This window comes from Halalkaliarchaeum sp. AArc-CO, assembly GCF_024972735.1.
GTDB lineage: Archaea > Halobacteriota > Halobacteria > Halobacteriales > Haloferacaceae > Halalkaliarchaeum.
This window is the reverse complement of sequence record NZ_CP087723.1, coordinates 1,768,193-1,780,885: the sequence shown is the minus strand read 5'-3', so window position 1 is coordinate 1,780,885 and position 12,693 is coordinate 1,768,193. Positions and strand designations below refer to the sequence as shown.

Here is a 12,693-nt window from a genome sequence, read left to right as displayed (position 1 = left end):
ACCAAGCACGACCGCCATGGAGTACAGCGTCATCCAGGGTGACATCGCAGCCCAGGAGGCCGACGCGCTCGTCAACGCTGCCGGAACCAGCCTCCGGATGGGATCGGGCGTCGCCGGCGCGCTCAGGCGGGTCGGCGGCGAACGGCTCAACCAGGCGGCCGTCGAGAAGGGACCAGTTGAACTCGGTGTGGTCGCAGTCACCGACGCGTTCGACCTCAATGCCGACTACGTGATCCACGCCGCTGCGATGCCCCACTACGGCGACGGACTCGCAACCGAAGAGAGCATCCGCGATGCCACGACGAACGCGCTTTCGGCCGCCGAAGAACGCGGGTGCGAGTCGGTGGTCGTCCCGGTACTGGGTACCGGTGCCGCCGGGTTCGACTTCGAGGAGGGTGCCCGAATCGTCTGTGAGGCGATCGCGGCGTACGACGCCGCCACGCTCTCGGACGTGCGGGTGATCGCGTACGGACACGACCAGTACGAGCGCCTCCAGGGGATCGCCGATCGCGTTCGGTGAGTCGATTCGGCCAAGGAGAGTCCGACGCCCCGGATCGTCCGACGACCCGCCGGATCACGCCCAGGGCTGTTCGGAAAACTCCCCACTTTCGATCTCACGTTCGATCTCTGCGAGCGTTTCGCCGCCGACGCTCACCAGGTGACACAGTGGATGTCCCGGCGAGGCAACGGGGTTTTGCAGCACGCCGACAAGGAGCCCAGTAAACGGCGCGGTGACGATCTTCTCGCGGGTGCTGAAGTGATCTGTGATCGTACAGATCGTCTCTCCTTCGTACACGAGCGGGTGATCGTACTTCATTTCGACGAGGCCGCCCTTGTCCGCGCGTAGCCAGGTCTTGTCGTTCGCCGAGTCGATTACCCGTCGCCAGCCGGGCCACTGAACCGCCTCCTGGGGGAGGACGTCGTACTCTGCAAGTACCGACTCGACCCCTTCCAGCGCCCGCTCGATGAGTGCCGGCTGGAACCGGTGTGCCTTCCCCATCTCTATCGTGATCGTCGGGATCCCTGCGGCCGTCGCGACGGCCCTGAGGCTTCCGGCGTCTGCTTCCCCCGAGAGGATCAGGTTCGCGCCGTACGCTCTCGCGAGTCGGGCAACCCGTTCGTCCGCCATGTTCGCCCGGACGTGATACATCGTCGTCCGGTTCCGCGTCGAGGTGTGGAAATCCAGCCCGAAGTCGCACTGCGTTATAAACCGTTCGTAGATGACGTTGGCCATTCGCTCTGCCGTGTTGGAGCGTTCCCGTCCGGGAAACGACCGGTTGAGGTCCTGGTCGTAGATCGGGATGTATCGCTCCTGGACGAGGTAGCCCGGGACGTTACAGACGTGGAGCAAGACGAGCGTTCCCTGGATGTCCTGGGGCGTGTACCGGGCTGCGACCTCCTGGAGTACCTTTACCCCGTTGAGTTCGTCTCCGTGGATCGCGGCGGTCATGTAACACGTCGGACCGGGGCGTTCCCCGTTTATAATGGTCACCGGAATCTCGATTGGATCCCCCAGATACGTCTCGCTGACCTCGTACCGGACGTGCGTTTTCTCACCCGGGTCCACTTCGCTGTCGTACCGGAACGGTTTCGGCTTCGCGTTCGCGGTTTCTTCGAAATCGTCCATGGCGACTGGGGAACCCGCAGAACCAAGCAATTGTCGGCGAGAGAACGTTTCTGCTGATCTTGGGATCGATCTCCAGGGACAGCCCCGTGTTCATTCCTGTCGTTCGACGAGCCCCTGCCGCGTGGACTCGAAAACCGACGTGTCGACGTCCACGACCGCAGCGATCGCGTCGGCGGCGCCCAGCAGCCACTCCGCGCGACTCACCCGGGATTCGAGGTCGCCCGGACCGATCCGGTACGAGTCGACCAACGTTTCGACGGACGCCCCGTCGATCCATTCGGCCAGGATCCGTGCGGTCTTCACGGACTCGAGCCACCGTTCGAAGTCGTCGGCGTCGCTCATTCCGGTGGTCAGTTCGTCGGACCGCCGCCGTGCGAACCGGTACATGTCGGCTCGTTCCCGGTTCCCGAGGTAGGTGTCCTGCATGTCCGGCGTGTCACAGACGACCTCGAGAGCGGTAAGCGGTGTCACGGTTCGTCCGTCGGTTTGCATTCGGTCGATCGTCTCGACGCCCATCACGATGCGGGTACCCGTCTCCGGTCGGACGTACTGTCTGGATACCTGCGTTCCCAGTTCCGTGGCCGAAAGCTGGGCGTCCGCACTCGTTCCAGAGGCACGGACGAGTCCCATCTCGGCGAGATCTTCGATGACCGCAGCGACGTCGCCGGACAGGTCCGGACTCGGCGTCCGGGAGGCGTAAAACGTCCCGTCGAAGCGGTCGAGAACCTCCCGTGGCGTGTCCGCAAACCCCGTCGCGACGAGCGACAGCGTATGCGTCCGGAGTGCGCTTCGATCGGCGAGGTTCGACGCCACAGCTTCCGGAGTAGCCTCGACGTATCGCCGGGTGAGCTCTTCGGGGGAGTCGCCGTCGCCGACCAGCACCGCTTCCCCGTACGGATCGAGGTGGGGGCGTCCCGCACGGCCGCACATCTGGTGGACCTCCAGTACCGAAAGCCACTCCATCGCGGTGCCGGTGTACCGTTTCAGGTCCCTGACGACGACCCGTCTCGCGGGGAGGTTGACGCCGGCCGCGAGCGTCGGTGTCGCACACAGACACGCGAGCTCCCGGTTCCGGAACGCGGTCTCGACTGCGGCGCGGTGTTCGCTTCCCACTCCGGCGTGGTGAAACGCCACCCCCGACCGGACACAGTCGGCCAATCTTTCGCCCGTCGCGGTCCCGTCGATCGCCGCGATCTCGTCGGCAACGTCCGCGGTGTCGTTCCCGCCGTTCGAGTGTTTCCCTGCGAGCTCGGATCGGGCGAGTCGCTCGGCGAGCGCCTCCGCCTCCCGGCGGGATCGAACGAACGAAAGCGACTGTCCGCCGTTCTGGATGGTTTCCTCGATCAGTTCGATCGTCGCCTTCGTCGGCAGGTCCCCCTGTCTTTCCTCGGCGTCGGTGTCGCCAGTAGAGGTGTTGTCGGCGCCGGGGTCGCCCCCCACCTCGACGGTCTGTTCCGTTCCGTCGTCGAATGCGACACGTCCGTCGGCGTACACTCCAGTCCTGAGTTCGACGGGTCGCCACGTCGACTCGATCAGCTCGGCGTCGAGCCACTCCGCGATCTCCTCGGGGTTTGCAACGGTCGCCGACAGCGCCACGAGCTGTGCTTCCGGAGCCCGACGACGGAGCGTCGCGACGGTAACCTCGAGTGTCGGACCACGGCGATCCGAACCGAGCAGATGCACCTCGTCGACGACGACACACGCGAGGTCGTCGACCCACGAGGCGCCGTTCCGGATCGCCGAGTCGACCTTCTCGCTGGTGGCGACGACGACGTCGTAGGTGGCGAGTTCCTCGGCCGGGGAGTCGTATTCGCCGGTCGCCAGTCCGGCGTCGACGCCCGGGAGCGCGTCGAACGTCTCGTGTTTCTCGCGGGCGAGCGCACGGAGCGGACACATGTACAGGCTCGGCCCGTCGGCGGTCACCATGGCGAGTTCGGCGATCAGCGTTTTCCCCGACGCGGTCGGGATGGCGGCGACGACGTTGGTACCATCACAGATGCCCGCCTCGACTGCCGCCCGCTGGGGCGGGTACAGCGTTTCGATCCCCTCCTGTCGGAACCGATCGCGGATCCGACTTCGAACCGGGAGTTCGCCGACGTCCATCGGCGGTACTGGGGCGGCACTACAGTTAAATGCCGGCGTCCGTGGCCTCGAGAGATTCCTCGGGCTTAAGTACGTTCTCGCTCGTAGGTAGGTCGGTCATGGATGACATCCGAACGGGACTGAGCTACGGCGACGTGTTGCTCGTCCCGCAGCGTTCGCCCGTCGACAGCCGAGACGACGTCGACCTGTCGACGGCGTTTACGCCCGGTATCGAACTCGAGACGCCGCTGGTTTCGGCAGCCATGGACACGGTGACGGAGTCGGCGCTCGCGACCGAACTCGCGTCGGTGGGCGGAATCGGGACCATACACCGGTTCCTCACGATCGACGAACAGGCCACCGAAGTCGAAGCCGCCGCAGAGTCGGGTGGCCCGGTTGCCGCCGCAGTCGGGATCAACGAGTCGTATCTCCGCCGTACGGAGGCACTTGCTGCCGCGGGCGTCGACGCGGTCGTCGTCGACGTCGCGCACGGCCACCTCGAGATCGCGCTTGAGGCCGTCGGGGAGATCGCTGACGCGTTCCCGGAGGTGGAACTCGTCGCCGGAAACGTGGCGACGCCCGACGGAGTCGCCGATCTGGCGGCTGCGGGCGCCGACGCGGTGAAGGTGGGGATCGGTCCGGGATCCCACTGCACGACGCGAAAAGTCGCTGGCGCTGGCGTTCCCCAGCTAACCGCGGTCGACGACTGTGCTGAGGTCGCCCACGAGCGGGGACTGACCGTGATCGCCGACGGCGGCATCCGGTCGTCCGGCGACGCGGTGAAGGCGTTGATGGTGGGTGCGGACTCGGTGATGATGGGGAGCCTCTTTGCCGGCACCGCGGAGTCGCCGGGCGAGACCAGAGAGATCGACGGGATCCGGTACAAACGCTCCAGGGGGATGGCGACCACCGCCGCCGCCGAGGACCGAACGGACAAAGCAGAGAACGTCGACGCCGACGAGGGGGTCGAGGGGTGGACGCCGTACAAGGGTCCCGTCGTCGAGGTGGCTCGGGAGTTCTCCGCCGGGATCCGGTCGGGGCTCTCCTACTGCGGCGGGGAGACGATCCCCGAGGCCCGCAAGAAGGCGACGTTCATCCGCGTGGCCGAAAGTGCCCGAGACCGCGAGGGCGCACACGTCGCAAACGAGTGGGGGTCGATCGACGTCGACAGCACCCTCCACGCGAGAACCGACGAGGACTCCTAGCGGGCGGGCTTTTCTCGATCCGCGAGCACCACGAGACGGCAATCCACGAACCCCGCAAGACGGGCGTCAGACGCCGGCGGGTCGCTTATGTTTCGGGGCGTACTCACTTCTGGCGTGTCACTGGCAGGAGACCCTCTCGAGGAACTGTCGATCCCCGACGGAACGACCGTGGAGGAACACGACGTCGTCGTCGACGGCGATGTCCTCGTCGGCGGACAGTCGACGGTTTCCTTCGGGGTACGGGGGCAAAACGTCCTGGCGGGCGAGCGCGTCAGTTTCGGCGGCGACATCGAGGCCGACGGGGACTGCCGGCTGGACATGTGGTGTGAGGTCGACGGCAATGTCCTCGTCGGGACCGACGCCTACCTCGGCGAGCGGGTGCACGTCGATGGCCGACTGATGGTTTCCGGCGACCTGGACATCGGCGACGACGTCTCGATCGACGAGGGGTTCGAGGCGAACGGCTGGATCGTCATCCGGAACCCGATGCCGACGATCGTCTTCTACTTCATCGTCCTCTCACAGCTGCTCCGGGTGGGGGAACAGGAGGCGGCGGAAGGGTTTGCTGAGGCGCTGGCCGGCGACGGCGGGGACGTCCGGGAGACGCTCGTCATCCCGCGTGGTGCGAGCATCTCCGACGACGCCTGGCAGGTGTCGACGCCGGCACGGATCGGCGACGACTGCCGCATCCACGGCAACGTCCGGGCGGAATCGATCGACGTGGGCGAGGACAACAACGTGTTCGGCAGCCTCCGGGCTCGAGAGGACGTCACCGTCGGCACTGGCACGCGGATCCACGGCGACGTGACGACCCGAAACGGGACCGTTACCGTCGCGTCGGGGGCCAGAGTGCTCGGAGACGTCGCCGGCAGGGATCTGGTGATCTACGAGGGTGCCGAGGTAGACGGCTCCCTCAGGGCTCGCGGCGAGATGAAGCTCGTCCGGCCCGACGACGGACGAGAAGAAGAGTGAGTCCGCGTCGGTCAGGCGTCGGTGTCGGCGGGGAACGTCCGTTCGTGAAGGTTTCCGGTCACCAGATCTGCCAGACGCCGCAGATTGACGGCGTCCTCGCGGTTGTACGCGATCAGTCGATCGAGAGCGTCCTCGTCGCCGTCCTCGTATCGGTGCCACAGCCGGACCGCCTCCCGGCCGTCGACGTCCGGGAGTTCGCGTTCGATCCCCAGCTCCCGTTCGATCGGCTTCAGGCCGCCGGTGAGACCGATCTTCCGGCACGGATACATCAGATCCAGGTGGGGAGTCGTCACCTCGAGCCCGAACGACTCCTCCAGGAACGGGACGTCGAACCGTGCGCCGTTGAACGTCGCCAGCATGTCGGCGGACTCGAACTCCCGGCGGAGCCTGTCTTCGGTGAGGTCGTGGCCCCGGACGAGCGTCGTGGTCTCCCCCTCCCGGTGGAAGCTGACGGTCGTCACTCGGTCCCGGCGCTGATCCAACCCGGAGGTCTCGATGTCGAAAAAGCAGGTCGACTCCCGGAAGTTCTCGTAGAGGCGCCACCGCTCGCCGCTGGGGAACTGCCGGTCGAAGTAGGTCGCGTCGCCGCGCTGGAGATGCGTCGACGCCTCGTCGATGAACGCCTCGATCCGGTCTGCGGTCGTCTCCCCGACGCCCGGAACCGACGGATCGAACGCCTCCCAGCGCGTGACGCCGGCCTCCCACAGCCGCCGTTCGATCCGTTCCCCGACCCCGTGAACGGGGATAAAACTGTTCTCGATTCGCACGGCCGAACCTCGTCGGCAAGGAAAGTAAAGTCGTCGGAACGCGGCGTTTAACCGTTCGCGTCCGCAAACGGTGTCAATGAGTCAGGACGCGCGCGACGACGCCGGGAGCGATCGACGCCCCGGTGACCTTCGCAGGACGGGTATGTCGCTCAAAAGCGACCGGGAGTGGGATTACGAACTCGACCGCATTACCGACGCGATCGACGAACGCGACGCGACGACGGTCGGGCTCCAGTTCCCGGAGGGGCTCAAGCGGCGCGCGCCGAAGGTCGCCGACGACCTCCGGGAACTGACCGACGACGTTCGTGTGCTGATCTCCGGCCAGCCGTGTTACGGCGCCTGCGATCTCGACACCGAGTTGATGCGCCGAACCGACGTGTTCGTCCACTTCGGCCACTCGCCGATGAAGGAGTCGGAGAAGATCATCTACGTGCCGTTGTTCTCGAACGTCGACCCGTTCCCGATCATGGAGGAGGCGCTCGCGGAGCTTCCGGAGGTCGATACACCCGGCGACTCGGACGTCGACGACCGACCCGATGTCGACACCGCTGACGACCGTCCTGCTGTCGGGCTCGTGACGACCGCCCAGCACATGAACAAGTTCGGAGAGATGCGGGAGTGGCTCGAAGCGCGCGGCTACGTCGTCGAGACCCGTCGCGGAGACGATCGTCTCACCCACGAGGGGCAAGTGCTCGGTTGCAACTACGCCAGTGCCGACGTCGACGCCGAGACGGTGCTGTACGTCGGCGGCGGGAAGTTCCACCCCCTCGGGCTGGCGATGGAACACCCCGACAAACACGTCGTGATCGCCGACCCCGTCAACAACGTCGTCGACGTCGCCGACACGGAGAAGTTCATCAAACAGCGGTACGGCGCGGTTCACCGGGCGATGGACGCCGACACCTGGGGCGTGCTCTACTGTACGAAGATCGGGCAGGGTCGCTGGGAGACCGCGACAGAAATCGTCGAGAACAACGAGAACGCCTACCTGATCACGATGGACGAGATCACCCCCGACCGACTGCGTAACTTCGGCTGTGACGCGTACGTCAACACGGGCTGTCCGCGGATCACGACCGACGACGGGCCGCAGTTCCACAAGCCGATGTTGACGCCCGGGGAGTACGAGATTGCGGTCGGCAACGAACCGCTCGACTCCCTCGAGTTCGATACGTTCCACGGAACCTGGTGACGTTCATCCAGGAACGCCGTGCGTCATTTCCGGAGCGCGATTCTCTCCGGGAGCGAGTCATTCGTGGATGATTGTCAGGGAGAGGTTTTCAATTTCGATAAAATGTTTTGGGTAAAACAAAGACATCCTCGCCGACTTAGGCAATATTAATAGGCCAACGGAACAATTTGCCACTGATGAGTTCAAACCAAGACTGGTGGCCAAATCAGTTGAACCTGGATATACTCGACCAGAATGCAGAACAGGTCGATCCCCGGGGCGAGGACTTCGACTACGCCGAGGAGTTTCAGAAACTCGACCTCGAGGAAGTCAAACAGGACATCGAAGACGCGTTGACGACCTCCCAGGAGTGGTGGCCGGCGGATTACGGTCACTACGGGCCACTCATCATTCGGATGGCGTGGCACAGTGCCGGGACGTACCGCACCACTGACGGGCGCGGCGGCGCCTCCGGCGGCACGCAGCGGTTTGCGCCCGTAAACAGCTGGCCGGACAACGTGAACCTCGACAAGGCCCGCAGGCTTCTCTGGCCCGTGAAAGAGAAGTACGGGAACAAACTCTCGTGGGCCGACCTGCTGGTGTTGTCCGGCAACGTCGCCATGGAGTCGATGGGGTTCGAAACGTTCGGCTTCGCCGGGGGACGCGAGGACGCGTTCAATACCAACAAGGCAGTCGACTGGGGCCCCGAAGAGGAGATGTTGGAAGACAAGCGCCACGACGAAGAGGGGAACCTCATCGGGGATCTCGCCGCCGACCACATGGGTCTGATCTACGTGAACCCCGAAGGACCCGGCGGCGAGCCGGACCCCGAAGAGTCCGCCAAGTACATCCGACAGTCATTCGATCGGATGGCGATGAACGACGAGGAGACGGTCGCACTCATCGCCGGCGGACACACGTTCGGGAAAGTCCACGGCGCTGCCTCCGACGATCACCTCGGACCCGACCCCGAAGCGGCACCCATCGAGCAACAGGGCCTCGGATGGGAGAGCGACTACGGCGAGGGCAAGGGCCCCGACACGATTACTAGCGGCATCGAGGGACCGTGGACCCAGGCCCCGACGCAGTGGGACATGGGCTTTCTCGACAATCTGCTGAACTACGAGTGGGAACCCGAGAAGGGTCCGGGCGGCGCCTGGCAGTGGAGGCCGAAAGACGAGGAGCTCCACGACTCGGTGCCGGACGCTCACATCGAGGGGGAGACGGTCACCCCCATGATGCTCACGACGGACATCGCTCTGAAGCGCGACCCGGACTATCGGGAGATCGTCGAGCGCTTCCACGAGAATCCCGAGGAGTTCCAGGAAGTCTTCGCGAAGGCCTGGTACAAGCTGATCCACCGCGACATGGGTCCGCCCGAGCGGTTCCTGGGTCCTGAGGTCCCCGACGAGGAGATGATCTGGCAGGACCCGGTTCCGGACGCCGACTACGAAATCGTCGGGGAAGCGGAGATCGCCGATCTCAAAGCGGAGATCCTTGCGTCCGACCTGTCGATCTCACAGCTGGTCAAGACCGCCTGGGCGTCGGCGTCGACGTACCGCGACAGCGACAAGCGTGGCGGTGCGAACGGCGCACGCATCCGGCTTGAACCCCAGCGGAGCTGGGAGGTCAACGAGCCGGAGGAGCTGGAGACGGTACTTTCGACCTACGAGCGGATCAAAGAGGAGTTCAACAGTTCCCGGACCGACGACGTCCGCGTCTCTCTTGCCGACCTGATCGTGCTCGGCGGCAACGCGGCCGTCGAGCAGGCGGCCGCCGACGCCGGCTACGACGTGGAGGTACCCTTCGAGCCGGGACGGACCGACGCCTCCCAGGAATGGACCGACGTCGAGTCCTTCGAGGCGCTCGAACCGGACGCCGACGGCTTCCGAAACTACCTCACTGACAATGACCCGATGGACCGATCGGCAGAGGAGCTGCTGGTGGACAAAGCCGAACTCCTGAACCTGACTGCAGCAGAACTGACCGTCCTGGTTGGCGGAATGCGGGCGCTGGACGCGAACTACGACGGCTCCGACCTCGGCGTCTTTACCGACGAGCCGGGGACGTTGACCAACGACTTCTTCGAAACCGTCCTCTCGATGGACTACGAGTGGGAGCCGGTTTCAGAGGACCGGGAGGTCTTCGAGCTGCGAGACCGTGAGACTGGCGAACTCGAGTGGAAGGGCTCCCGCGTGGATCTCGTCTTCGGGTCCAATTCCCGCCTCCGCGCCATCGCTGAAGTGTACGGCGCCGAGGACGGCGAAGAGCAGTTCGTGGAGGACTTCGTGGAGACCTGGCACAAAGTAATGACGCTCGACCGGTTCGACCTCGAGTAATCGCGGCGAGCCCGACCGTCTCGATACCTCACCGAACGGTCCTTCGTTCGACCGATCTTACATTTATAAGTCCATTCCGGACAATTTCACTGACATGTACCGCCTGCTCGCAGTCGCGTTCGGCTTGTTCGAACTGCTGGCGCCCCGCACCGTCCTTCGGCTGTTCGGACGCCTCTGTTACCGCTCACCGGACCGGTTCGAACCGCGCGAATGGACCGTCCACGCCGTGAAACTCGAGGGTGCCGCGATCGTCGCGCTGGCCACGCTCAGCCTTTATAAGGCTACAGGGGCGCCGGCCGACGGATCGGAGGACTGATCGCTCGAAGACCGAACGCCGGCTACGGTCCGGTCCCGAAGCGACTTTGTCTCGGGGTTTATAATAGAGCGCCATGAGCGATCAGACCCCCGACGACCACCACTCCCACGACGACCACGACCACCACTCTCACGACGACCACGACCACCACTCTCACGACGACCACGACCACCACTCTCACGACGACCACGACCACCACTCTCACGACGACCACGACCACCACTCCCACGACGTCGAGACGGCTGCAGTCGCCGTGCTCACGGTCTCATCTTCGCGATCGCTGGACGAGGACCCTTCTGGCGAGTACATCGCTTCCGCGATCGAGGAGGCGGGCCACGAGGTCGCAATCCGTGAGCTGGTCCCGGACGACTTCGACGACGTCCAGTCGGCGGTCGACAGGCTCGCCTCGCGGGAGGACACCGACGCCGTCGTTACAACCGGCGGCACGGGGATCACGCCCGACGACGTCACGCCGGAGGCCGTCGAGGGGCTGTTCGACAAGCGACTCCCGGGGTTCGGTGAGCTGTTCCGCCAGCTGTCCTACGAGGAGATCGGTACGCGGTCGATCGGCTCGCGTGCCGTGGCCGGCGTCGACGACGGCACGCCGATATTCTGTCTCCCGGGATCGAAAAACGCCGTCCGCCTCGGCGTCGAAGAGATCATTCTCCCCGAGATCGGCCACCTCGCGGGACTCGCCGCACGCGAGGAGTGAGTTCGATTCCGGTTACCGATCGTCGTCGGAGTGTCTCCCCTTGTCGCCGTCTGCCTCACGTGTTGCCGGCCACTCGGGGGCGTCGTATTTTTCGACGAGCTCCCAGCGGTGATTCAGCTGGTCGGCGGCCCGGCGAAACACGCCGATAAGGGTGTGAGCCTCCCGTGTCGTCGGGTGAGCCCGGCCCAGGACGCGCCGGAACAGTGTCCGGGTCCGGTCGAACCGCGTTCCCGAGTAGCCCGCCGCGTCGAGGAAGTCGTCGAACTGGTCGTGGACGCGCTCGATGTCGGGCTCGTTTGCACGTTCTCGTTCGACGTCGGGTAACTGCGTGTCCTCGAGAAACAGCTCCCGGAGTTCGTACAGCACGATCGTCGCCGCCTGGCCCAGGTTCAACACCGGATACTCCGGGCTCGCAGGGATCGAACACACTTCGTCGAGCCGTCGGAGTTCGTCGTTGTCGAGCCCCCGGCCCTCCCGGCCGAACACCAGGGCGGTGTCCGTCTCTACCGTCGCAAGCGAGTCGCGAAGTTTCGCGGGGGTCCGGAACGGGAACCGGACGTGGCGTCTGGCGTCCTCTCCCGTGATGGCGGTACAGCCCACCGTGTGGTAGTTTTCGACCACCTCGTCGAACGTCACCTCCCTTGCATTTGGGAGGACGTCCTCCCTGGCGTGCCCGGCGAAGCCGTAGGCCTCGCCACCCTCCGGAAGCGGCGGTGGATCTATTAACGCGAGGTCCGAGAGCCCGAAGTTCTTCATGGCACGTGCGATCGTCCCGACGTTTCCGGGGGTCTGTGGATCGACGACCACCACCGTAAACGACGCTCGTTTCGCCCCTTCGCTCAGAGAGGCGCCGTTGGCCCCGTCGGGGTCGCCTGGCGGCGTCATCGATCACTCCTCCGCGGACGCGTCGCTGGCGAGTTCCTTGATGTCGATGCGATGTCCCTCTCGCTGGGCGTCGAGGCGGTCCTGAATCTCCTGGGGACTGGGCGGTTCCGGGAGTTCCTCGGGGGCCGTTTCGACGTGTTCGAGGCCGCCGTAGTCGTCCGGAGCACGGTTCCCGTCGGCGAACCACTCGTGGAAGGCGTCCTGTAGTTCCTCAGTTCCTTTCAGGTCGCTGCCGCCCGCCTCCCTGAACCAGTAGAGGAAATCGGGTTCGTGGACGCCACACAGCAACACTTCGGCTCCCGGCTCGCCGTAGACGATCTCTGCGGGACGACAGTTCGAAATATCCGCCTCGCCGTGAACGAGGTAACACGCGTCACACGGCTCCTCGACCAGCGCCAGCAGCCGGACGAGCCGTTCGCTCGCGTCGTCGGGTATCTCATCCAGTGGCTTGAACTCCCCGTCCTCGTCGAAGATCTCGGCTTCCTCGAACCGCCAGCCGCGAAGCCCCACGCTCACTTTGGCCATTGAGTGGGCGTAACGCGCCAGCGGATAAAAACGGCGTGCTCGGAGCTCCCGTTCGGACCCCGCGACTGCGCCGAGATGTGGAGGGGAACAAC

At 65.2% G+C, this 12,693-nt stretch carries 11 protein-coding genes and 1 pseudogene; 7 read left to right on the top strand and 5 right to left on the bottom strand.

Annotated elements, in window-relative coordinates; translation table 11 throughout:
* The first annotated feature begins 16 nt into the window (after positions 1 to 16).
* Positions 17 to 520, top strand: a complete 504-nt coding sequence (locus AArcCO_RS09520) for a macro domain-containing protein (protein ID WP_259533193.1) — start codon at positions 17 to 19, stop codon at positions 518 to 520.
* 54 nt (positions 521 to 574) lie between these two features.
* Here the strand turns inward: AArcCO_RS09520 and AArcCO_RS09515 are convergent, their stop codons facing one another.
* Positions 575 to 1,627: a succinylglutamate desuccinylase/aspartoacylase family protein gene (locus tag AArcCO_RS09515; RefSeq protein WP_259533192.1), complete on the bottom strand. Its 1,053-nt coding sequence runs from the start codon at positions 1,625 to 1,627 to the stop codon at positions 575 to 577.
* 90 nt (positions 1,628 to 1,717) lie between these two features.
* Positions 1,718 to 3,730 carry a DEAD/DEAH box helicase gene (locus AArcCO_RS09510; RefSeq protein ID WP_259533191.1) on the bottom strand — a complete coding sequence of 671 codons (2,013 nt, stop codon included), beginning with the start codon at positions 3,728 to 3,730 and terminating at the stop codon, positions 1,718 to 1,720.
* A 98-nt stretch (positions 3,731 to 3,828) separates the two neighbouring features.
* On the opposite strand from AArcCO_RS09510, the gene AArcCO_RS09505 reads away from it, so the two are divergent.
* Complete coding sequence (locus AArcCO_RS09505) at positions 3,829 to 4,914, top strand: guanosine monophosphate reductase (RefSeq protein ID WP_259533190.1); 1,086 nt, start codon at positions 3,829 to 3,831, stop codon at positions 4,912 to 4,914.
* A gap of 114 nt (positions 4,915 to 5,028) precedes the next feature.
* Positions 5,029 to 5,859 (top strand): annotated as a pseudogene (locus AArcCO_RS09500) (polymer-forming cytoskeletal protein); the annotation flags it as partial.
* A gap of 38 nt (positions 5,860 to 5,897) precedes the next feature.
* Here the strand turns inward: AArcCO_RS09500 and AArcCO_RS09495 are convergent.
* A complete protein-coding gene (locus AArcCO_RS09495) occupies positions 5,898 to 6,653 on the bottom strand; it encodes a ribonuclease H-like domain-containing protein (RefSeq protein WP_259533189.1) in 756 nt (251 codons plus the stop codon).
* A gap of 76 nt (positions 6,654 to 6,729) precedes the next feature.
* On the opposite strand from AArcCO_RS09495, the gene dph2 reads away from it, so the two are divergent.
* The 4 genes from dph2 to AArcCO_RS09475 all read left to right on the top strand — a co-directional run bounded on the left by dph2 (position 6,730) and on the right by AArcCO_RS09475 (position 11,191).
* Positions 6,730 to 7,845 carry a diphthamide biosynthesis enzyme Dph2 gene (gene dph2, locus AArcCO_RS09490; RefSeq protein WP_259533188.1) on the top strand — a complete coding sequence of 372 codons (1,116 nt, stop codon included), beginning with the start codon at positions 6,730 to 6,732 and terminating at the stop codon, positions 7,843 to 7,845.
* Positions 7,846 to 8,018: 173 nt separating this feature from the next.
* Positions 8,019 to 10,163: a catalase/peroxidase HPI gene (gene katG / locus AArcCO_RS09485; RefSeq protein ID WP_259536420.1), complete on the top strand. Its 2,145-nt coding sequence runs from the start codon at positions 8,019 to 8,021 to the stop codon at positions 10,161 to 10,163.
* A gap of 94 nt (positions 10,164 to 10,257) precedes the next feature.
* Positions 10,258 to 10,479 carry a DUF6199 family natural product biosynthesis protein gene (locus tag AArcCO_RS09480; protein WP_259533187.1) on the top strand — a complete coding sequence of 74 codons (222 nt, stop codon included), beginning with the start codon at positions 10,258 to 10,260 and terminating at the stop codon, positions 10,477 to 10,479.
* Between the two features lie 73 nt (positions 10,480 to 10,552).
* On the top strand, positions 10,553 to 11,191 hold the full coding sequence (locus AArcCO_RS09475) for a MogA/MoaB family molybdenum cofactor biosynthesis protein (RefSeq protein ID WP_259533186.1): 639 nt from the start codon (positions 10,553 to 10,555) through the stop codon (positions 11,189 to 11,191).
* Between the two features lie 12 nt (positions 11,192 to 11,203).
* On the opposite strand, the gene AArcCO_RS09470 is transcribed toward AArcCO_RS09475, so the two are convergent.
* A complete protein-coding gene (locus AArcCO_RS09470) occupies positions 11,204 to 12,076 on the bottom strand; it encodes an RNA methyltransferase (RefSeq protein ID WP_259533185.1) in 873 nt (290 codons plus the stop codon).
* A gap of 3 nt (positions 12,077 to 12,079) precedes the next feature.
* Positions 12,080 to 12,601, bottom strand: coding sequence for a DUF8114 family protein (locus AArcCO_RS09465; RefSeq protein ID WP_259533184.1), 522 nt, complete (start codon positions 12,599 to 12,601; stop codon positions 12,080 to 12,082).
* Between the last annotated feature and the right edge of the window lie 92 nt (positions 12,602 to 12,693).